The organism is Streptomyces sp. NPDC048211 (genome assembly GCF_043202315.1).
In the GTDB taxonomy this organism is placed as follows: domain Bacteria; phylum Actinomycetota; class Actinomycetes; order Streptomycetales; family Streptomycetaceae; genus Streptomyces.
Window position 1 is genome coordinate 44,398 of record NZ_JBIDAD010000003.1, and the last position, 21,274, is coordinate 65,671.

The 21,274-nt window shown below is 70.2% G+C and carries 18 protein-coding genes and 1 pseudogene; 8 read left to right on the plus strand and 11 right to left on the minus strand.

The window, feature by feature from the left end; all coding sequences use genetic code 11:
- Window positions 1-2: 2 nt before the first annotated feature.
- From ACGFZA_RS13060 to ACGFZA_RS13070, 3 genes and pseudogenes are all read right to left on the minus strand, one after another.
- Window positions 3-182 (minus strand): hypothetical protein, encoded by a 180-nt coding sequence (locus ACGFZA_RS13060; RefSeq protein ID WP_393678950.1) that lies wholly within the window; start codon window positions 180-182, stop codon window positions 3-5.
- 272 nt (window positions 183-454) lie between these two features.
- Window positions 455-916, minus strand: a pseudogene (locus ACGFZA_RS13065) (PQQ-binding-like beta-propeller repeat protein); the annotation flags it as partial.
- 324 nt (window positions 917-1,240) lie between these two features.
- Window positions 1,241-1,366 (minus strand): hypothetical protein, encoded by a 126-nt coding sequence (locus tag ACGFZA_RS13070; RefSeq protein WP_393678951.1) that lies wholly within the window; start codon window positions 1,364-1,366, stop codon window positions 1,241-1,243.
- Window positions 1,367-1,389: 23 nt separating this feature from the next.
- On the opposite strand from ACGFZA_RS13070, the gene ACGFZA_RS13075 reads away from it, so the two are divergent.
- Together ACGFZA_RS13075 and ACGFZA_RS13080 are read left to right on the plus strand one after the other, a co-directional pair.
- Window positions 1,390-1,680 (plus strand): TetR-like C-terminal domain-containing protein, encoded by a 291-nt coding sequence (locus tag ACGFZA_RS13075; RefSeq protein WP_393678952.1) that lies wholly within the window; start codon window positions 1,390-1,392, stop codon window positions 1,678-1,680.
- 446 nt (window positions 1,681-2,126) lie between these two features.
- The gene (locus tag ACGFZA_RS13080; protein ID WP_393678953.1) at window positions 2,127-2,852 is read left to right on the plus strand and encodes a DUF2625 domain-containing protein; all 726 of its coding nucleotides are present in this window, start codon (window positions 2,127-2,129) and stop codon (window positions 2,850-2,852) included.
- A gap of 74 nt (window positions 2,853-2,926) precedes the next feature.
- On the opposite strand, the gene ACGFZA_RS13085 is transcribed toward ACGFZA_RS13080, so the two are convergent.
- The 4 genes from ACGFZA_RS13085 to ACGFZA_RS13100 form a co-directional block, all read right to left on the minus strand.
- Complete coding sequence (locus tag ACGFZA_RS13085) at window positions 2,927-3,568, minus strand: SRPBCC family protein (RefSeq protein ID WP_393678954.1); 642 nt, start codon at window positions 3,566-3,568, stop codon at window positions 2,927-2,929.
- Window positions 3,569-3,644: 76 nt separating this feature from the next.
- Window positions 3,645-6,068 (minus strand): xanthine dehydrogenase family protein molybdopterin-binding subunit, encoded by a 2,424-nt coding sequence (locus ACGFZA_RS13090; protein ID WP_393678955.1) that lies wholly within the window; start codon window positions 6,066-6,068, stop codon window positions 3,645-3,647.
- A 5-nt stretch (window positions 6,069-6,073) separates the two neighbouring features.
- On the minus strand, window positions 6,074-6,610 hold the full coding sequence (locus ACGFZA_RS13095; RefSeq protein ID WP_385272602.1) for a (2Fe-2S)-binding protein: 537 nt from the start codon (window positions 6,608-6,610) through the stop codon (window positions 6,074-6,076).
- Window positions 6,610-7,479, minus strand: coding sequence for an FAD binding domain-containing protein (locus ACGFZA_RS13100; protein WP_393678956.1), 870 nt, complete (start codon window positions 7,477-7,479; stop codon window positions 6,610-6,612). The genes ACGFZA_RS13095 and ACGFZA_RS13100 overlap by 1 nt, the downstream gene beginning before the upstream one ends.
- 137 nt (window positions 7,480-7,616) lie before the next feature.
- Here ACGFZA_RS13100 and ACGFZA_RS13105 point away from each other — a divergent pair, with 137 nt between their 5' ends.
- Together ACGFZA_RS13105 and ACGFZA_RS13110 are read left to right on the plus strand one after the other, a co-directional pair.
- Window positions 7,617-8,711, plus strand: a complete 1,095-nt coding sequence (locus tag ACGFZA_RS13105; RefSeq protein ID WP_393678957.1) for an XdhC family protein — start codon at window positions 7,617-7,619, stop codon at window positions 8,709-8,711.
- Between the two features lie 75 nt (window positions 8,712-8,786).
- On the plus strand, window positions 8,787-10,070 hold the full coding sequence (locus ACGFZA_RS13110; RefSeq protein WP_385272594.1) for a TetR family transcriptional regulator: 1,284 nt from the start codon (window positions 8,787-8,789) through the stop codon (window positions 10,068-10,070).
- Between the two features lie 801 nt (window positions 10,071-10,871).
- Here ACGFZA_RS13110 and ACGFZA_RS13115 read toward each other — a convergent pair.
- The gene (locus ACGFZA_RS13115) at window positions 10,872-11,744 is read right to left on the minus strand and encodes an SMI1/KNR4 family protein (RefSeq protein WP_393678958.1); all 873 of its coding nucleotides are present in this window, start codon (window positions 11,742-11,744) and stop codon (window positions 10,872-10,874) included.
- Window positions 11,745-12,507: 763 nt separating this feature from the next.
- Between ACGFZA_RS13115 and ACGFZA_RS13120 the strand changes: the two genes are divergently transcribed.
- On the plus strand, window positions 12,508-12,927 hold the full coding sequence (locus ACGFZA_RS13120) for a hypothetical protein (RefSeq protein ID WP_393678959.1): 420 nt from the start codon (window positions 12,508-12,510) through the stop codon (window positions 12,925-12,927).
- 300 nt (window positions 12,928-13,227) lie between these two features.
- Here the strand turns inward: ACGFZA_RS13120 and ACGFZA_RS13125 are convergent, their stop codons facing one another.
- From ACGFZA_RS13125 to ACGFZA_RS13135, 3 genes are all read right to left on the minus strand, one after another.
- On the minus strand, window positions 13,228-14,463 hold the full coding sequence (locus ACGFZA_RS13125; protein ID WP_385272562.1) for a glycoside hydrolase family 64 protein: 1,236 nt from the start codon (window positions 14,461-14,463) through the stop codon (window positions 13,228-13,230).
- 996 nt (window positions 14,464-15,459) lie between these two features.
- Window positions 15,460-15,870: a cupin domain-containing protein gene (locus ACGFZA_RS13130; protein ID WP_393678960.1), complete on the minus strand. Its 411-nt coding sequence runs from the start codon at window positions 15,868-15,870 to the stop codon at window positions 15,460-15,462.
- A gap of 28 nt (window positions 15,871-15,898) precedes the next feature.
- Window positions 15,899-16,915 carry a zinc-dependent alcohol dehydrogenase family protein gene (locus ACGFZA_RS13135; RefSeq protein WP_385272556.1) on the minus strand — a complete coding sequence of 339 codons (1,017 nt, stop codon included), beginning with the start codon at window positions 16,913-16,915 and terminating at the stop codon, window positions 15,899-15,901.
- Between the two features lie 263 nt (window positions 16,916-17,178).
- Between ACGFZA_RS13135 and ACGFZA_RS13140 the strand changes: the two genes are divergently transcribed.
- From ACGFZA_RS13140 to ACGFZA_RS13150, 3 genes are all read left to right on the plus strand, one after another.
- Window positions 17,179-18,078, plus strand: a complete 900-nt coding sequence (locus ACGFZA_RS13140; RefSeq protein WP_385272553.1) for a helix-turn-helix transcriptional regulator — start codon at window positions 17,179-17,181, stop codon at window positions 18,076-18,078.
- Window positions 18,079-18,901: 823 nt separating this feature from the next.
- Window positions 18,902-19,567 (plus strand): nitroreductase, encoded by a 666-nt coding sequence (locus tag ACGFZA_RS13145; protein ID WP_393678961.1) that lies wholly within the window; start codon window positions 18,902-18,904, stop codon window positions 19,565-19,567.
- A 610-nt stretch (window positions 19,568-20,177) separates the two neighbouring features.
- On the plus strand, window positions 20,178-21,167 hold the full coding sequence (locus tag ACGFZA_RS13150; RefSeq protein ID WP_393678962.1) for a GNAT family N-acetyltransferase: 990 nt from the start codon (window positions 20,178-20,180) through the stop codon (window positions 21,165-21,167).
- Window positions 21,168-21,274 lie beyond the last annotated feature (107 nt).

Genomic DNA, 21,274 nt, shown 5'->3' on the forward strand with positions numbered 1-21,274 from the left:
GCCTAGACCTCCAGGAAAACGCCGCCCGGGCCCTTGCGGACGACCTCCGCGCACAGATCCACGACCTGCAGACCCGGCTGCGGGAGGCCGAGATCCACCTCGAACACCTCGCGATCACCCGCAAGACCGTCACCGGCCTCGCCGACCGGCTCCCGGCCGGCCCGCCGGACCTGCCCGAGCACCCGGACTACCCCCGCATCCTCGACGCCTTCAACCAGACGACCGGGCCGTTACGGCCAAGGACGTCTGCAAGGCCCTCGACAATGAACTGCTGCCGAAGATCGTCGAAGGCACCCGCGCCAAGCTGAAACGCCTGGTCAAACTTGGGATCCTCACCGAGGCCGTCACCGGCAACTTCGCCAGGAAGCAATAGCCGACGGAACCCGCGCCAGCGACCTCGCTGAAACCTCAACCAGAAACGGACATCAAATTACGAACCGTCCACTTAGGGTCGTCACTTTTGGAGGGCGTAGACGCTGCCGTCTTTGCTGCCGCCGTAGACCGCGTCGGACGCTACCGTTGGCTGGGCCTCCAGGCCGGCCTCGGTGGCGAAGGCCCAGCGCTGGTGGCCGGTCCGGGTGTCGAGGGCGTAGAGGTGGTTGTCCTCGCTGGCGGCGTAGACCAGGCCGTCCGCAGCGACTGGGGACGGGACGAAGGTGTTGCTGGTGCGGAAGGTCCAGCGCTTCTTGCCCGTCGCGGCGTCCAGCGCATACAGGTTGGCAATCTCGTCGCCGACGTAGAACACACCGTCGGCGACCGCCGGGGCGCAGAAGGAACGGTATCCGGGGACGGGTGGCTTCAGTTTGGTGCCGGTGACGGCCCAGCGCTGTGTCCCCGTTGTCGCGCTCAGCGCGTAGAGGCGGTTGCTGGACACGTAGAGCACACCGCCGGCCGCCACCGGGGCCGCGTTCACGAGTTCGCCGGTTTGGAATTCCCAGCGTTCTCCGGTCCGCTCCTGTACGGCAGCCCGTACCCGCTGAGCGCCGAGGAGATCACGCAGGTCTCGGGGCGACTGCGCTGATAGCCGCGGTTCAGCCGGCCATGGCCGCCACGATGCGGGGCAGGGGCTCCGTTTCGGGGCCGCCGCCCCAAGCGGTGGAAACGCTGCCACAACACCACCCACGCCAAGGTCCGTTGCCTCGACGAGCAGGCCACGGCCACCCTCAAGGGGTGGCCGTGGCCTGCGAAGGCTCCGCTGCAGAACCAACCGCATCACCGATCTGGTGAAGGCTCTGCGCGCTCAGAACATGCCGTTCTGATTGCGTGCCTCGTCGGGGATCTGTTGCATGACGTCCCAGTGTTCGGCGATCCGTCCGTCCTCCAGGCGGAAGATGTCGACGATCGCCGTTCCAGGGCCGCCGGGCACACGACCACCCTGGGCTCTACAAGGTGCTGCACGAGAGCAGCCTCAACCAGCGCACGGACATGCGCTTCAAGGAGGAGCTCGGACGTACGACGACGGCCGCGGTCCAACGGTGCATGAACGCCGGCCTGGCCCCAAAGGACGACGCCTCTACGGTGGCCCTCGACCTACGCGCCGCTGTGCACGGCGCGGTGTCCATGCGGATCAACCAGCCCGATCAACACTGGCCCCCACTGGAGGACCAGGCCGATCGCTTCCTCCGCAAGCTTGTGGGCACGTCTCCGGACTCAGTCCCCGAAGCCACAACCGGGGAGTAGCCACCGTGCCGGCGGGCAGCAGAAGGGCTTCGAGAGCCCGGGAGTGAAACGGGTCCCCTTCTCCGAGCGCCCGCCTGAGACCAGTCGGCCGAACTACCCCGATCGAACCGACGTCCACCATGATCGGTACGGCAACAGCCACTGACACCGGACCCGCCCACGGCCCGACCGCCCCTACGCCCTCGCTGCCCGCGAGGCTCTAGCCGCTCTCCTCACAAGGGCCAGTCCGAATCGAGGTCCATCCCTACTCGGCCCTGCCCGCCGACCCGGCCTGAGCGCGGCGCGGAGTGCCCGGAAAATCCGGCGGGCACCCCGCCGATCCCGCCGCGCGCGGCTGCCTGTCGGCAAAGGTGAAGAAGAGGGGAGGGTGCGGAGACGGCGACCGCCCCGTGCCGTTCACCGCCCCGCGGACCCCGGGCACCCATGGCGGGTGCGATCATCCTCGGATGCGAGGAATCGACGAACTGGCGCGGGTGGATGATCCGGCGTGGCCCGAGCTCCGGGAGATGCTGTCGGCAGGCTCCGTGCCCGTCCAGGTCCTGCCGGCGGACCCGGACGAGAGCCGCCGGACCCTGCTTCAGTTGCAGGTCACGGCGCGATCGACACTGGGGTCCCTGGCGTGGAACACCGGTGGGCTGCTCGTGGACGGCGGATGGGTGCGGGTGCTCGGCGGCGGGTCCCCCGCGAGCGGCGGGATCGCGAGCCTTGCGCAGGCCAACCGCTTCCCTGCGGACCTCGATCCCGCCTGGCATCCCACGGCCGGTCTCGTCGTCGGGTACGACGTGATCGGCGGCGTGTTCGCGCTGAACGGCGGCGACCCCGCTGCGGCCGGGCGTCCGGGCGCGCCCGGGCAGATGACGTACTTCGCTCCCGACACGCTTGAGTGGGAGGTGATGGAGATGGGCCACTCGGTGTGGGTCACCTGGATGCTCTCGGGCCGTCTGGACACCTTCTACGACGGGCTGCGCTGGCCCGACTGGCGTGCGGAGACCGCGGCCCTCACCTTCTCGCAGGGCATCACCGTCTATCCGTTCCTGTGGTCCAGGGAGGCGCGTGCCGATCTCGCGGCCACCAGCCGACAGCCCGTTCCGATGCGTGAAGTCGTCGGAGTCGCGGCGGACTTCGCCCGGCAGATGGGGCCGGCCGACCCGGGGTTTCTCGGCGACCTGTGACCGGGGCGCGCAGCGCGGCGACCCGCACCGGATCGCTCGCCCCGGATCACCCGCCCCCGATCGCCGCCCGCGGCTCAGCCCCGTGAGCGCCGGCGCAGCGCCTGAATGATCACGGCCGCGAAGAGTACAGCCGCGGCCGGGGCGGCGGCCTTCCTGAGAAGGACGGGCAGTGCCGCCGCGCCGAGGTCGACTGCTTCCGGCTCGGGTGCGAGCCCGCTCCGGAGAGCCGATGCCGGGGTCGCTGCCGCCGGGGTCGCCGAGGCGGTGCCGGGTCCGGCGTCCCGCAGCATGTCTTCGAGCCGGGTGGCGAACTGCTGCACAATGCGGTCCCCGACCTCGGTCATGATGCCCCGGCCGAACTGCGCGGGCCGGCCGGTGATGTCGAGGTCGGTACGGACGCGCACCAGCGTGCCGGCCGGGGCAGTGCTCAGGGTCGCGGTGACCGTGGCCGACGCGGTACCGGAGCCGCGGGTCTCGCTCCCGCTCAGGTCGAGGAGCATCGAGCGGGCCGCGTCGTCGCGGCTGAGGGTGCCCTCGCCGCGGTAACTCATCTGCACCGCGCCGACCTTGACCTTGACGCGGCCGGTGAACGTGTCGCCGTCGAGGGTGTCCAGCACGGCGCCGGGCATGCACGGGGCGACCCGGTTCAGGTCCTGGAAGAGAGTCCAGGCGTCGTCGACGCCGGCCGGGACGGTGAAGGAGTGATCAAGTTGCATGGTTGTCCAATCAGGGGGCGGCCGGCGGCACCGGGCCGTGGGCGGGAGGGAGGTCGGGTACGGGCGTGGCCGCGGCTCAGCCGGCGGCAGCCGTGCGGATGAGCGCGCGCACCCGGCTGGGCGAAAGCGGGCCGCGGTGCACGACCACGCCGTGGGGGCGCAGCGCGTCCTCGACCGCGTTGGCGAGTACCGCCTGCGGGGCGATGGCACCGCCCTCGCCGAGTCCCTTGACGCCGAGGTCGTTCATGGGGCTCGGGGTGAAGATCTCGTCCATGTCGAGGTCCGGGATCTCGGAGGATGTGGGCACCAGGTAGTCCATGTAGGTGCCGGTGCGGGGCTGGCCGTCGGGGCCGTACACCATCTCTTCGTACAGGGCGCCGCCGATACCCTGGGCGATGCCGCCGGTGACCTGCCCTTCCGCGATCATCGGGTTGACGATGTTGCCCGCGTCGTGGACGACGACGTAGTGCAGGATGTCGACCTCACCGGTCTCCTCGTCGACCTCGACGACGGCCGCGTGCGCGCCGCTGGCGACGGCGAAGCCCGGTGGGCGGAAGTGGACGGTCTCGCTGAGCTCGGTGCCGTGGCGCCCGTCGGTGGGTTCGGGGGTACCGGGCAGGGGCGCCTTGCCGGCCAGTTCGGCCAGGGTGATGGCCGGGCCGTCCGGTGCGGCGGCCGATATGGTTCCGTCGCTCAGCCCGAGGTCGCACGCCGGGACGCCGAGGCGGCGGGCAGCTGCTTCGACGATCTTCTCGCGGACGAGCAGGCCGGCCCGGTGGGTCGCGTTGCCGGCGTTGACGAGGGCGCGGCTGGCGATGGTGCCGACGCCGAACGGTGTGGCGTCGGTGTCGCCGCCGACGACGTCGATGGCCTCGACCGGCACTCCGATGGCGTCGGCTGCTATCTGGGCCATGGAGGTGCGGTGGCCCTGTCCTTGGGAGGGGGCTCCGATGGCCAGCCGCACCCGGCCTCGCGGGGTGATGTCGATGCGGGCGGTCTCGAAGGGTCCGAGCCCGGTCGCCTCGATGTACATGGCGAATCCGATTCCGACGCGCTTGCCGTCGCGGGCGCCTTCGCGCTGCCGCTCCCGTACCCGCTCGACGTCGGCTTTGGCGACGGCGCGGCGCAGCAGTTCGGGGAAGTCTCCGGAGTCGTAGGACTGCGGGTCGCCCGAGCGGTCCACCAGGCCGGTCGCGTACGGCATCTCGTCGGGCCGGACCAGGTTACGCGCCCTCAGTTCCTCGGGGGCGATGCCGAGTTCCGTGGCCAGCCGGTCCATGGCGCGTTCCATCGCGAAGACGGTCTCGGGGCGTCCGGCTCCGCGATAGGGGGTGGCGAAGGTGGTGTTGGTGAGCGCGCCGACGACGTCGATGTGGACGTTGGGGACGCGGTAGGGGCCCAGCAGGTGGCACAGGGAGTTGTACGGCACGACGAGGCCGGTCATGTTGTACGCGCCGAAGTTGACGGTGATGCGGTCGCGTACGGCGAGGAGGCGGCCTTCGGCGTCCGCGGCGAGTTCGATGCGGTGGATCTGTTCGCGGGCGTGCGAGGAGGCCGTGAGGTTCTCGTTGCGGTCCTCGCGCCACAGGACGGGACGGCGGAGGAGGCGGGCGGCGTGGGGGACGATGAGTTCCTCGACGTAGAGGATTCCCTTCTGCCCGAAGCCTCCGCCGACGTCGGCCGCGATGACGTGGACCCCGGCCGGTTCCAGGCCGAGGGTGTGGGCGACGGCGTCCCGCAGCCGGTGCGGGGTCTGGGTGCCGGACCAGACGGTGAGCCGGCCGCTGTACGGGTCGACCTGGGCGGAGACGGCGCGCGTCTCGATGGGCGAGGCGACGTACCGGTGGGCCTCGAACCGTTCGCTCACCACGGCGTGCGCCCCGGCGAACGCCGCTTCCGGGTCGCCGACGCGGGTGGCGACGGCGACGGCGGTGTTGTCAGGCAGGTCGTCGTGCAGCCGGACGGCGTCGTCGGCGAGTGCCTGTTCGGGGTCGACGAGCACGGGCTGCGGGGCGTACCGGACGTCGATGAGTTCCAGGGCGTCCTCGGCCAGGTAGCGGTTCTCGGCGAGGACGACGGCGACGGGCTGGCCGACGTAGAGGACCTTCTCAACGGCCAGCAGTGGCATGGGGGTCATCCGCACCGTCGGATCGAGCAGTTCGGCGAGCCCCGGCGGGGTGCGCAGTTCCTCCTTGTTCAGCATCGCGGGCAGACCGGCCACGTCGTCGCCGGTCCATACGGCGACGACGCCTGGTGCGGCGAGCGCCGCGGTCACGTCGACGGACTCGATACGGGCGTGCGCGTGCGGGCTGCGCAGGAAGGCGGCCTCGACGGCTCCGGGGAGGGCGAGGTCGTCGACGTAGCGGCCGTTGCCGCGCAGCAGCCGGTCGTCCTCGACCCGCGGGACGGACCGGCCGATCCAGGCGCCGGCGCCGGAGGGCGCGGAGGCGGAGGCCGCGGAGGCGGAGGCGGAGGGCGCGGAGGCGGGGGTCTGGGACATGGGGGTCACTCCCCGAATCGCTCGTCGAGTGCCTGGCAGACGGCACGGCGGATGTTGCGGTAGCCGGTGCACCGGCACAGGTGGCCGCTCAGCGCGTCGGCGACCTGTTCGTCGTCGGGGCGTGCGGGCTGCTCGGTCAGCGCGGTCGTCGTCATGACGAATCCGGGTGTGCAGAACCCGCACTGCATGCCGTGGCATTCGTGGAAGGCCCGCTGCACGGGGGTGAGCGGGGAGTCGGCTGAGGTCAGCCCCTCGACGGTGCGCAGTTCCGCGCCGTCGCACTGCACGGCGAGGGTCAGGCAGGTGCGCACCGGTTCGTCGTCGACCAGGACGGTGCAGGCTCCGCAGACTCCGTGTTCGCAGCCGACATGGGTGCCGGTGAGTCCGAGCCGGTCGCGCAGGAAGTCGCTGAGCAGCAGGCGGGACTCGACCTGGGCGGTGACGGGCCGTCCGTTGACGGTGAGAGTGACCGTGTGCCAGGCGGAGGGTTCGGCGAGCGGCGGTGCGAGCGCGGCGAGCGGGGTGGGTACGGAAGGGGTCATCAGCAGCGCTCCCAGGCGGTGGTGCAGGCGCGGACTAGGAGGTGGGCGGCGCCCTCGCGCCGGTACTCGGCGGTGGCGTGGACGTCGTCGGCGGGGGTGAGGTGGGTCAGTGCGGCGTGGGCTGCGGCGGCTCGCGCCCGCTCGCCGGCATCGCTGCCGACGAGTGCCTTCTCGGCGGCGGGCAGCCGTACCGGTACGGGGCCCGCGCCGCAGAAGACCACGCGGGCGTCGCGGACGGTACCCGCGGCGGGGTCCCGTTCGAGGACGACAGCGACGCCGATGGTGGCGAAGTCGCCATGCCTGCGGGTGAGTTCTTCGAAGGCCCAGCCGCGGGAGGCCGGGGCCGGCGGGAAGACGACCTCGGTGAGGAGTTCGTCCGCCTCGACGGCCGTGGAGAAGGTCGCGACGAAGAAGTTCCCGGCGGCGACCGTACGGGTACCGCGTGACCCGGTGATCACGAAGCGGGCGTCCAGGGCAAGTGCGGCGGTGGGGAGTTCGGCGGCCGGGTCGTGGTGGGCGAGACTGCCGCAGACCGTGCCCCGGTTGCGGATCTGCGGGTGCCCGATGTGGCCGATCGCGGCGGCCAGCAGCGGCCATCCCTCGCGTAGGGCGTCGTGGGCGGCGGCTCGGGCCTGCCGTACGGCCGCTCCGATACGGAGCCGGCCCGACCCGTCCACGTATAGGCGGCCGAGCTCGGGGATCCTGCTGATGTCCACCAGCACCTCGGGCCTGGCGAGGCGCATGTTCAGCATGGGTATCAGGGACTGGCCGCCCGCGACGACCTTGGCCTCGCGCTCCTCGTCGGCGAGGAGCGCGACCGCTTCGCCGACGCTGCCGGGAGCGGTGTAGTCGAACGGTGTGGGTTTCAACTGGTTCCACCGGACCTCTCGTGTCGTCGCTCCGTGGCGTTCGACACGGACGGATTTATCTAACTCCTGAAATGATTTACCTTAAAGTTTCTTCTTGGCAAGGGGTTGCCCGACATTCACGGCCCTCGGAGGGCGAGATGCGACACGTCATAGACCAGGCAGTCGCCTGGCAACGTTCCGGAATCCGCTTCGCCATGGCGACCGTCGTACGGACGTGGGGCTCGTCCCCGCACGGTCCGGGCGCGTCGATGCTGGTGTCGGAGAACGGCCGTGTCGTCGGCAGCGTCTCCGGCGGCTGCGTCGAGGCCGCCGTCTGCGCGACGGCGGAGGAGGTCCTCGCCGGCGCCGCCCCGGTGCTCGAACGCTGGGGTGTCGGCGACGAGGACGCCTTCGCGATCGGTCTGACCTGCGGCGGAACGATCGAGGTACTGACCCGCGAAGTAGAGGCGGACGCCCCTCTCGCCCGGCTCGCCGCCGACATCGCGGCCGGAAGGCCGGTGGCTCTGGTCACCCCCTTGGACGGCAACGGCTGCCTGGTCGTCGGGGGCGGGACGACCACGGGATCGATCGGCGACGCACAGGCGGACCGGGCGGCGTCCCTGGCCGCCGACGGCCTGCTCACCCGTGCCATCACTGGGCTCGTGACCAGCGGAAACGACTCGTCGGACGATGCCTGCTGCACGCCCGAGCGTGAGCTGCTGGTGCAGCCCGTCGCCTCCCGGCCCCGCCTGCTGATCTTCGGCGCGGCCGAGTTCGCCCGCCCGCTTGCGGACCTCGGCGCCGCGCTCGGCCTGCGCGTGACGGTCTGCGACGCCCGGCCGGCGTTCGCGACCGCCGCGCGCTTCCCGAGCGCCGACGAGGTCGTCACCGAGCGGCCCGACCGCTGGTTCCGCGACCACGAGCACCTGGTCGACACCTCCACCGCCGTCTGCGTACTGAGCCATGACACACGTTTCGACGTGCCGGTCCTCACTCTCGCCCTGCGCAGCGGGGCCGGGTACGTGGGCGCCATGGGAAGCCGCCGGACCCACGAGGACCGGCTCGGGCGGCTGCGCGCGGCGGGCCTGACCGACGCGGAACTGGCACGGCTCCGTTCCCCGATCGGGCTCGACCTCGGCGGCCGCGGACCGGAGGAAACGGCCCTGTCGATCCTGGCCGAGATCGTGTCGGTGCGGCGCGGCGGGACCGGACTCCCCCTCACGGTGAGGTCGGGGCCGGTCCACGGAACGTAACGATTTTTGAACGGCTGTTTTTATGAACGCTCGTTTAATCTGGACCTTGTGAACCGAGTGGACCCTGTAGAGCCAGTGGAACCCGAGCAGCCCGTGCAGTCGGAGAACGAGGGGCGTGCGCGGCCGGCCCCGGACCCGGCACGCGCAGCCGGCACCGCGGCCCGGCGGTCGTCCCGGCGCCGCCCCGGCTCCCACGACCCGGAGGGCAACCGCAACGCGGTTCTCGACGCTGCCCGGCGGCTGTTCGGCGCGCAGGGCTACCGGGGCGTGGGCGTACGCGCCATCGCGGCCGAGGCCGGGGTGACGCCCGGTCTGGTGATGGCCTACTTCGGGACCAAGGACGGTCTGTTCCGTGAAGCGGTGGGCAGCGGCTCGGGCGTCACGGACAACGTGCTGTCGGCCATGGCCACCGATGCCGGCGAGCTTCCCTCCGCCCTGGCCCGTGCCTACCTCGACCGCTGGGACCGTCTGCCGGCCGACGATCCCTGGCCGGCCCTGATCCGCTCAGCCGTCGGCCACCCGCCGAGCGCGGAACTCCTGCGCACCATCCTGGAGAAGCAGGTCGGCGAGCCCCTCGCACGACTCCTCGGCGACTCGGCACAGGCCGAGGTGCGCACGGCCGTCGTCCGGAGCGTCCTGTTCGGCGTGATCATGGAGCGCTATCTCTTCGCCCACGAACCCGCCGCCTCGGTTCCGACCGAAGAACTGGCGCCGGCGCTGACAGCCGTACTCGCCACCGCGTTCGGGGACGCCCTGGACCACGCACCACCGCCCCCTTCCCTCGACAAGGCGAACAAGGACGAGGAGGTGAACGTGGATGCGGACGCGGACGTGGACGCGGCCGATGCCGCAGACCGTGACACGGACGACGACGAGCGCCGTGGTCCCGTGGTGGTCGCGGCCGGGCCCGCGGACCACTCCCCCGCCACTCTGTTCGCGCGGCTCGACGAATGCGCCGCCGCGCACCGGGCGCTGGTCGGCCGAACCCTCCGGGCCTACGGCATCAGCGCACCCGCTTACGAGGTGCTCTCCGTTCTGCGGGACGCGGGCGAGCCGTACCGCCGCACGACCGGAGAGGTGGCCGCGGCCGGCACGGCGCGCGCGGGCGGCCTCACCCAGCACGCGGACCGCCTGGAGGCGGCGGGTCTCATCCGGCGGGAGCGCGACGCGGACGACCGCCGGGTCATCCGGCTGCGCCTCACACCGCAAGGCCTAGATCTGGCCGAGCGGCTGAACGCCGCTCGAACGGCGCAGGAACAGGCGCTCCTCGCCGGCCTGACCCCGGCCGACCGGCGCCGGCTCGCCGCGCTTCTCGGCACGCTGGGAGAGTCGCTGGGGGGCGGTGACGCGGGGCGGTGACGGGGTGGAGGTACGGTCCCAGCGAGGGGGCAAGGATCTGAAACCGACCGGGCGCCGCGGACCCTTCACCCCGTGCGGGCCGGGTGCGTAGGGTACGTCCGGGCCGCGTGCGCGGGGTACGTGCGGCCTGGCCGGTTACGGAACTGCCGTCTCCAACCACACAACCATCCGGCCTGAATCCGCCGCCGTCGAGTGGTCATCCATCGGTTGACCTGTGCGGTTGGGCAGGCCAGCAAGCACGCTCCAGCAAGGTCAGGTAGTGCGCTCCGGGGCCATATGCCGTGCTCAGTCACAGCTGGTGTGACTGAGCGCTGTAGTTGGCCCCTCTGGCCGACTACAGCGCTCAGCTCCCGTGGGGGGTGTGGCCCAGCCGGCTGGATCAGAGGGCCGAGGTCTCCCGTGATGAGTGTTTGTGTGATCTTGGGGCGGTCCCAGAGGGCCAGGATCTCGTTCGCGAGTGCCGCCGCGGGCAGGTGGTCCTGGTATCGCACCTTGATGGCTGCCGCCTTCAGGGTGCGCGGGACGGCACCGGCGTCCAGGAGGACGCGCCATTCCTCGGCGCCGATTTCCAGGAACTCCAGACCGGTGAGCTCAGCGACCTCCAGAGGGTCGGCCAGTGTGCCGGGCATGGCGGTCAGAGTGCGTAGGAGGGGTAGTCCGACGACAGGCCCGAGCCTGAAGGGTGTGCCGTGCCTGGCTCTGATGGACAGGACTTCCAGGGCGGGATGGGCGGCAGCCTCGATGGTCTCAAGGCTTCCGGGGCCGACTTCGGCCGCAGCCGGGAGCCGGTCTCCGCGGCAGTCACGGACTTCTTCCCGCATCCGGCCCAGGACGAAATCGGTGAGGGAATCGGCCACTAAGGGCTGCGAGGCTCTGTTCATGGTCAATCAGGATGATCTGCCCGTAGTAGCCGACGGGGCCGGGGGTCAGATCGACGGCGTATTCGTCACCGCCGTTGCCTCCGAAGCCGATCCAGCCGGGTGAGCCGGGTGAGCCGGCCAGGCCCTGCACCGCGGCATCGGACCCCGTGCTGACCGTGTGCCTGGCGCCGTGCTCCCAGCCAGGGTGACGCGCTGCCGCGTCGACGCTGTACAGGTGCCCCAGGCCGGAGAGCTCGCAGCCGACCGCTTCGCCGGCCCGGTTCGCCTCCTCGAAATCGCAGTTGTCGTCGCCGTACACCCGTGCCACCCGGTACAGCACCTTGAGTTCGTCGGACAACGTGATACCAAGGCGCGCTTCCGCAGCGGCGATCTCCTGCTCCGTCGCTCCGACGGCGCCGGGAAGCCGCTCACGCAGCGTCCGCTCAAGCAGTTTCGGATCCGCCGATGGCGCCGGCACTGCTCCGGGTACCGGATCGGGAGGGCGAAGCCAGGGGGCGGCAAGGGAGCTGTCGGCCAAGATGAGCACTCCCAGGTCCGGGTAGCCGTGAACCGGCTCCACGACCGGGCTCGGCCAGACCAGGCCGAGCGTGGTACGGCCATCCGGCTCAGCCTCCGCGCTGAACGCGATCTCCTGAACTCCGCCGCGTGCGAGTGCCCGCTGTACGTCCCGCACCGCTGCCCGCGCTGTCGGCGCCATGGATCCCCGGTACGCCAGGCTCGTGCCGTACTGGCTGATGCGTCCTGCGACACGCGCCGGCCGGGCGGCACGCCGTTCCGTGTCGTCGGACAGCATGAGCCGGAGCACAGGTTCCCAGGTTGCAAAGTCGGACACCGATGACAAGGGAGGTCTCTGATCAAGCATGTGCAGACCGTATGCGGAGCCAATGACAGGCGAGCCGCCGGGCCGCTGCTCGCCAACACCCCAGGCGAGAGATAGGGACCCACCCTGCGGTCGAGCTGCCTGAGCTGGGGCAACCCCAGGTCAGCGATGTGGGTCTTGCTTCGGGCCCGGGCCTGATCCATGGCCGTCAGCTTCTTGCAGGCTGCATGGAGTGGCCTTCGCCCCTGATGTTGGACACACTCTGAATCCTGAGGACCTGAGAACGGACATCTCGTGGTCATGAAGAACTACCCGCCGGAGTTCAAGGAGGACGCGGTCGCGCTGTGCTCACCAGCAACCGGGCGCCCAACGACTGGTATCCCCTCTTCCGTCGTCGCCGAGTCACTCCTCGACCGGCTCATCAACACCAGCCACCAGGCCGTCATGAACGGCCCCAGCTACCGCGCGAACAAACGCCCCAAGAACCCCACCGACAAGCCGCCCAGGCCTGCGATCACCTTGAAGGATGAGGCATCCCCCTCGCCGGCTTCGAGGGGGATGCCTCACAAGCGAGGAAGAGAAGGCGGTCCTGCTGAGCCACTTCCGGCGCCGTTGTCAGAGTTCGCGCTCCTTGGACGACAAAGACGCGGCACGTCCTCTCGCAGGGAGAAACCGACAGGTCAGAGTGGGAAATTGCTGGCATTCTGGTGCCATGGAACCAACCGACGATCAAGATTTGAGCGATGCGATCAGGGAGGCGAGTTCGCCTGCATGGTCCGTCAGGGCCTCTGCAGGACGGCTCCTGGCGGCAGCGTCTCAGATCGAGGCCGTCGCCGGTGTCCTCCACAGCCTCCTCCTCGACACACAGGACACCGCCGTGACCTCCGAAACGGCGACCGCCCTCCTGGCCCGCAGGGACCTGCCCGGCCTTCGTGCCGTTCTCGCAGCCCGCGCTCAGGCGGTCGACGTTGGAACCGCCGACCAGCTCAGCGCGGAACTTGACGGCGACCTACGCTGGATCACCTACGACGGCCACGCCGAACTCATCCAGCAACTCCAGACACTGACGTCCGATGCAGACCCAGAGGTTCGCGACGAGGCTCAGCGACGACTCTCGCTCCTCCGCGGATCAGACGGGGGACTCTCGGCCGACTGACCCTCAACGACAACGGGACCTCGCCCGGACGGAGCACCCCCGAGGGCCCTCCAGAGAAGCAGAACCTGCGGAATTGCGTGAACTTACCCCTGGGAAATACGCGATCGTCGACACGCGGGCGAGATCCCCGTCGCCCGGCTGTGGCACGCGGTTCCGCCGTACCGACGATCTGCGCAGTGTGGCTGAGGCTGCTGAAGACGTACCGAGGGTGAAAACCGGCCCCAGCGTCCTGCCCCGAGCGTCGGCATGACGAGGGCCCGCCGCAGCCCAGGCTGCGGCGGGCCCATGCACGGACAACTCCTAGTTGAACGGGTCCAGTGTGATGTACGCCTGCTGCGGGTCGCCGTCGTGCACGAGCGATTCGTGCGCGCCCACATCGTCGAAGGCGAAGCCGTAGGCCTTGCCGTCGGCCATCTGGGCGTGGATCTTGGCGGAGTAGTGATTGGTGACTGCGTCCTTGTAGAAGTTCGCGTCATTCGCGTCGGGCTGGTTGGGGTTGCTCAGCAGCGTCGACCGGTTGTAACCGGCGCACAGGGTGCGGGAGATGGGCCCCCGGACCAGGTCATTGGGCGCGTCGAGGAGCTTGTAGCAGCCGAAGATGCTGTCCGAGTCGGGCTTCTGGAAGCTGGTGACGACCGCTCCCGAACTGTTGGTGAAGTTCATGGTGTTGCCCTGAACCCGTCCGAAGTACTTGGTGTTCGGCTGGTCCCCGAACGGCTGGACGGTCAGCGTCTGCGAGGAGTACTTGCTCCAGACCCGGTTGACGTAGTCGTTCATGACGGAGGCCGGCAGCGCCCCGGCCTCGATGCCATGGCCGGGGGCGAGCGCCCGCAGGATCGTCCCGTCGGATCGGGTCCTGATGAGCCCGCCCCAGCCGCCGGACTGGCTGCGCAGGGAGTCGAAGAACGCCTTGTAGCCACCGGGCTTGAGGTGGCCGGTGGTCAGGGTGGTGCCGTTCGGGCGCTTCACCCCGACCGCGTAGGGGGCCGAGAACATGTCGACCTGGGTGCTGTTGATCCACAGGCCGGCGTCGTTGAGCGTGTACTCGGTCCAGTTGAAGAGGATGTTCGCGTTCGGGTCGCTCGGGTTCTGCACCGCGGGCTGCACCAGTCCGCCGGTAGTGAGCTTGAAGACCAGCTTCTGGCCGTAGGAGAAGTAGACCCGGCCGGAGAACTTCGGCATCCGGATCGTCTTCGACTGACCGTTGGCCGGGCCCGCGATGGATGCGTCGGGAGCGGGCGTCGGGGGGTTGCCACCGGCGGGCCACGGATGGAAGGTGCCGTTCGCGTCGGCCCAGCCCTGGCGCCCGGACGAGAGTTCGGTGCCGATGACGTAGACGTGCACCTGCTCGCCGCGTCCGGAGTTGTTGGTCAGCGTGAGCGGGATGGTCGTGGGGACGGCCGCAGCCTCGGTGGCGGCGGTGACCTGGGTGGCGACAAGACATCCGCCGGCCAGCGCGAGCGCGGCGGCCAGGGCGGCGACCCTGGGGCGGCGGGCCCGGTGCGCGCGTCGGGCGGAAGGAAGGTTGGCAGACAAGCTCTACTCCTCATCCGGAAGGCCGTGCTGTGGAGGTAACCGGTGTGAGACGCCCGAAGCGACTCTGAGAGCGCTCTCAGGATGGTTTCTGGAGCGTATCGATCGGTCAGGAACACGTCAATGTTCTGGTCTGGACCAGAATTCTCTGCCGCCCGAGGCAGAGGAACAGCGGCGAGGACTCGGTCGGAATGATCGACAGAACGTCGCCCCACATGGGCTCACGCACTCGTCGGGCACAAGCGTTCGGCGGGCTGCCGCGATCGTAGGGCCACGTGCGGCTGGTCGTTCCGCCGTGTCCCGCACCCGCATACTTGGGCTGTTCGCCGACCGGGTCGCAAGCTCACCCTACGACCCCGCTCGCGATGAGACCGATGCCTCACGGGCCGCCGCCGAGGCGTTCTGGTCCGAGGTCGGCGCACTGGTCGCGACCCGCGGCGGGGTCTTGCTGCAGGAGCGTCCGACCGGCATCGCGCACCGCTGGCACCTCCTGACGGCTCCTCACGAGATCAAGGCTGCGTATGGGCGTCTGGCCCCACGGGCGCGGCCCACGGTCTGGCCGGACCTCACTGACGACGTCGAGGCGATCCGCGCCGCCGTCCCGGTGCGGATCGCATTCAGCCGCTCGGCCAGCACCGTTGGACTGGAGTGCTCGGCGGCCGCATACGCGCTGTCGGCGGCGAACGCGATCGAGGGACCGGCCGCCTTGGGGTTCGGGCGCACGGCGCAGGAGCCGTCGCCGGTGAAGCCGCGGGCCGGAAACCCTCACCGCCCAGGCCGGCCACGAGGGCATCGAGGTGGCCGGCGTTACGGGAGACGGGAACGGCGTTGTAGCCGACGGCACCGAAGCGGAACGCTGCAGCCAGCCCCGGACCAGGGACTGCGCCGAAAGGGGCGATAGAGGTCACGGGGAGCCTGTCACGGGGGCCCATTGACGAGCACGTCACGGGCCGGTCCCGCCGCGATGTTGTGCGCGGCGTCGGGCGGCACCCGAGGCTGTCAGTCGGTGACTGGGGTGGCGGCGTACTCCTCGTCGGTGACGGGGTTCAGCCAGTGCACGACGTCGTGGGTGTCGTCGCCTTCGTTGATGGCCAGGTGGACCATCAGGCGGTTGGGGGCAGCGCCGTGCCAGTGCTCCTCGTCGGCCTCGAACAGGACGCGGTCCCCGGGCCGGATGACTTCCACCGGCCCGCCGCGGCGCTGGCACAGACCGACGCCTTCGGTGACGAAGACGGTCTGGCCCAGCGGGTGGCGGTGCCAGTGGGTGCGGGCGCCGGGCATGAAGTGCACCAGGCTGGCGGTGACCCGGGACGGGCTGGGGGCGGCGGCGACCGGGTCGATGTAGACGTCGCCGGTGAACCAGTCGGCGGGGCCCTTGGCGGTATCGATCGAGCTGCGGGTGATCTGCACGGGTGCTCCTTGTGCGGTGAGTGGGAGGTCAGGGCTTGAGGAGGGTCTTGATGGCACGCCGCTCGTCCATCGCCTTGTAGCCCTCGGCGACCTGCTCCAGGGGGAGGGTGAGGTCGAAGACCTTGCCCGGGTCGACGCGGCCGGTCAGGACACGGTCGATGAGGTCGGGCAGGTAGCGGCGTACGGGGGCGGGCCCGCCGCGCAGGCCGACGTGGGAGAAGAACAGCTCCTGGCCGTCGACGGCGACCCCGTGGGGGACGCCGACGAACCCGACGTTGCCGCCCGGCCGGGCGGCGTGCAGCGCCTGGCCCATGGCCTGGGCGGTGCCGACGCACTCCAGTACGGAGTCGGCTCCGATGCCGCCGGTCATCTCCTTGATCCGGGCGACGCCCTCCTCGCCGCGTTCGGTGACGATGTCGGTGGCGCCGAACTCGCGCGCGAGCTTCTGGCGGGGTTCGTGCCGTGACATGGCGATGATCCGCTCCGCGCCCATCTCCCTGGCCGCGATCACCCCGCACAGGCCGACCGCTCCGTCGCCGACGACCACGGCGGTGGAGCCGGGCCTCACCTCGGCAGCGTCCGCGGCCCACCAGCCGGTGCCCATCACGTCGGACACGGCAAGCAGACCGGGCCACAGCTCCTCGCCCGGCACCTCCTTGGTGGCGACCAGGGTGCCCTGGGCGTTGGGGATGCGGACGTACTCGGCCTGGCAGGTGGACATGAACTCGCGGTTCAGGCAGTTCGACTGGAAGCCATTGCGACAGTTCGCGCAGGTGTTGTCCGAGGTCGCGAACGAGCCGACGACGAACTGGCCCGGCTTGACCGAGGTGACCTCCGACCCGACCTCCTCAACGAAGCCGACGTACTCGTGGCCCATGGGATGTGCGTGCTCTGTCGGCTCCGCGCCGCGATAGGGCCACAGGTCGGAACCGCACACGCAGGTCACCGCTGTCCGGATGACGGCGTCGGTCGGCTTGAGGATCTTGGCATCGTCCACGGTCTCGAAACGGATGTCACCGGGGGCGTGGATCACTGCTCCGCGCATGAGGGAAGGCTCCTTGCCTGCTGATGCCTGCCGGCACCAGGAAGGTTCCGGCAGGCATCCGAATGGGTGATGGGCCCCGGCGCAGTCAGCGACTCCGCCGACTGCGGGCCCAGGGACCGGCGCCCGGCCTGCCCGCTGTGACGGGCGGCGCCGAGCGCCACGTCATCCAGGTAACCCCCATCCCGCGCGGGCAGCGAGTCACTGACAAGGGGTGTACCAGCAGTACACCCCTCCCACCCCGGGCAGGCCGTACCTTCGAAGGCATGGACAACCACGAGGAGGTCCGCGAGTTCCTCACCTCGCGGCGAGCCAAGATCACACCCGAGCGGGCCGGACTGCCCGCAGGCCCCCGGCGCCGCGTTCCCGGCCTTCGCAGGAGCGAGGTCGCCGCCCTGGCTGACATGAGCGTCGAGTACTACGCCAAGCTCGAACGCGGCAACCTCGCCGGCGTCTCCCCGTCCGTCCTGCAAGCCCTCGCCCGGGCCCTCCAGCTCGATGACGCCGAACGCGCCCACCTGCTGAACCTGGCCCACGCCGCCGACGGATCCGACGTCCTCAACCGCCCCCGCCGACGGCGTACGAAGGACCAGTGGCGGCCGCACCGCAGCCTGCAATGGACCCTGGACGCCATCACCGCAGGTCCCGCATTCGTCCGCAACGGCCGCATGGACATCCTCGCAGCCAATCCGCTCGCCCATGCCTTCTACACCGACGTCTACGCCGCCCCGGGTAACCAGGCGAACCTGGCCCGCTTCAACTTCCTCGACCCCGCCTCGCGCCGCTTCTACCCCGACTGGGACCTCTTCGCCGACGTCGCGGTCGCCATCCTGCGCACCGAAGCCGGGCGCAATCCGCACGACAAGGACCTGCACGACCTCGTCGGCGAGCTGTCCACCCGCAGCGAGGAATTCCGCACCCGCTGGGGCGCCCACAATGTCCGGCACCACGGAACCGGCACCAAACGGTTCCACCACTCGGCCGTCGGAGAGCTCACCCTCGCCTTCGAGGGCCTCGAAATGGCGGCCGAACCCGGCCTCACCCTCACCATCTACACGGCCGAACCCGGCTCGCCCTCCGAAGAGGGACTGCGCCTGCTCGCCTCGTGGGCGGCCACCCAGAACAGCGACAGCCCGTCCACCACCAGCGAGAATGCGGGTCGTTAGCGACACCACGCCAGGGCAGCTGGATACCGCAGCACCATGGTGGTCACCTCACATGGTGCCCGGCGCGGAGCTGGTCCCCGACGAGCGTCACCTTGCGGTCTTCTCGTGGCGGTGTTCATGGGATGGCCCAGCTTCAATCGGGCTCTCGTCCGGTGTCTCGCGGGCCCGGAATCCGGGGCCTGCTGAGCCGCTGCGAGTTCTTCGCGGGTCTGCTCCAGCTCCAGGGACAGCTCGGTGGGGACACGTACCAGTGCGCGAACCTTCACGATGTGGACCTGCGGGTGAACGACCGTGCCCACGGCCGGTGGTCTCGACGTGCAGCTAAGGGCTGTCCCGCAATTCCTGGCGGGCGCACGACGACAGCTACGGCACCTCGCCGCGTTGTCGAAACGCCCGAATACATCCAGTATGCGGGCGCCCCTCCGCCTTGCGATGCACCGCATCTGACGCCGCGCGCTGATCCACCAGGAATTGCGGGACAGCCCTTAGCGGCGGCGCGCGGGCTTCGTCAAGCGCGTTGGCTACCGCTACAGGTGGGATAGGCCCCGTTACTGCGGTGCCAGCTGCGGGGGCCCAGCTCGGGGCCGATTGCGCACTGAGGCATCTCATGCAGCCCTCTACGGCGTCACACCTGTCCCAGCATCCAGTGGAATCATCGCGGTCGTCACCGCCGTCGTGACCGTCATCGCCCTCGTCAAACGATAGGAAGAGCACGCTGTATCCGCCGCTGGCGCCCACGTCGGATTCTCGGTTCCGGCGGTGACCGCTCGGTGCTGACGTCTGAATGCGGTGGGGGCCCGATTAAATGAGAGGACGCGAAGACATGGACGTGTATGAGGCCGTGAACAGTCGCCGGGCAGTGCGGGCATTCAGCGATGAGCCAGTGCCCGCGGAGATCTTCGAGCGAGTGCTGACCGCAGCGACGCGAGCTCCGTCCAGCGGGAACCTTCAGCCGTGGCACCTGTACGTCGTGACTGGTGACCCATTGGCGGAACTCAAACGGACCGCGACAGCCAGGGCACTCGCGGGGGACCCGGGCGACGAGCGTGAGTACCCGATGTACCCGGACGGGCTGGCCTCGCCATATCTGGACCGTTTTACTGCTGCCGCCGCCCAGCGCTACGAATCGCTCGGCATCGAGCGCGACGACCCGGACCGGCCCAGAAAGATCGCCACCTTGAACTCGGAGGCGTTCGGGGCGCCGGCCGTACTGTTCTGCTACCTCGACCGGACGATGGGGCCCGGACAGTGGGCGGACGCGGGGATGTACCTGCAGACAGTCATGCTGTTGTTGAGGGCCGAGGGGCTGCACAGCTGCCCCCAGGTGATGTGGACCGTGTACCGGGAGACTGTCAGCCGGGCAGTCGGCGCTGACGGCGGGCTCGTGCTGTTCTGCGGCGTCTCCGTGGGTTTCGAGAAGGAGGGTGTCCCGCAACTACGCACCGTGCGTGCGGACATGACGGAAACCGTGAGCTTCATCGGAACGTGAACTTCAACGGCAGAGACGGCCAGGGCTGGCCCTGGCCCCTTGACCTGCACGGGGGCGACCGGGACCTGAGCCCGGACATCTCGTCCGGGCTCAGGGCTGGGACGAGAAGTACGCACGGGCCCTGGCGCTCACCAGCTCACCAGCTCACCAGCTCACCAATGAGCATCCGCATTTCCACGAGTTCCTCCACCTGGACAACGACGGCTGACCACTGAGGACCCGCAACTACCCGCACGACAGCGGCCCGTGAACCCACCGAAAGACCCTAGATGTCCGGATCCGCCAGTGCGACTGTCGCGTACTCCCGGGAGACGAGCCCCCGCCTGCTCCGGGTAGGCGGCACAGCCGCCACGATGCAGCAGTGCCATGCAGAGGAGCGTCGGTCATGGCTCGCTGCTCCCGGGGGTGTGGTCGTTAACGCTCTCCCCTGCTGTCGTCACTTATGACGGCCGTTGATCTGGCCCGTCAGGGAGTGCGGTGAGTGACGACACACTGTTCGCCGTGTGATCCGGTGACGGATCGAGGGGCGCGGCAAAACCCGTTGTTGGCGGGCAGTGCGGCGTGGGATAGGTGGTGGCAGTTCCATTGCCGTTGATCCTGGAGAGCCCTCGTGACCACAACCGTCCACCCCGTCGATCCCTACGACGACGCCGCGCTGCGTGCCTGGTATGCATGCTTCCGGGAGGGGGCCGTGGCCGGGCGCACCGATCCCCTCGTCGACTCCTTCGGCAGCCTGGCTCCCCGGCTGCGCGACCGGAGCGAGGCCGCGCCGCGCAGGGTCCGGGCAGTCGCCGCATACGAGGGCGGGGCCGTCGTCGGGGCCCTGCTGCTGGAGTTCCCGCTGACGGAGAACCGGCACGTCGCCGAGGTCGAGATCGACGTGCCGCCAGGCCATCGACGCCGAGGCGTCGGCGCTCTGCTGTTCGAACACGCCGTGGACGTGGCGCGGGCCGAGGGCCGCACCACTCTGTTCGGCGAGGTCCCGGTCCCCGACGGAACCGGCCCCGACGGAGCGCCGGGGTTGCGCTTCGCCGAGCGGCACGGCTTCAGCGTCGAACACGGCGAGGACCACTACGTGCTGCCGCTGCCGGCGGACGGCGCCGCGCCGGTCCGGGACGGCTACTCCTTGACCGGCTGGGTCGGCCCCTGCCCACAGGAGCACCTGGCCGCCTATGCCGCCCAGCGGACCGCGATGGGCCGCGACGTGCCGACCGGCACTCTCAACGTGGAGCCCCCGGTGTGGGACGGGGCCCGGGTCCGTGTGGCGGAGGGCCGGCACGTGAAGCAGGGATTCACCCCCGTCGTGACCATGGCCAGGGGGCCGGGTGGCGAGTACGCGGGCTACACGCTGATCCTTGTGATGGCCGACCAGGACGGGCAGGTGCTGCAGGGCGACACCCTGGTGCTGCGCGCGCACCGGGGTCACGGCCTCGGCGCTGCTCTCAAGGCCACCAACCTGGCCCGGCTGGTGGGGGTGTTCCCCGGTAGCACCCGCGTCCACACCTGGGTCGCCGGCACCAATACCGCCATGCTGGCCGTCAACCGCCGCTTCGGCTTCCGTCGAGTCGACTCCGAGGCCGTCGTCCAGCGACGCCTCTAGATGGCGGTGAGGAGGCGCGGCTGCTGTACTCCAGACGCCTCGCGATCCGCGGCATCCCTCTCTTCGGGCTTCGTCGTAGGGTGCCGGGGCGTGACGGTGGGGCGGGC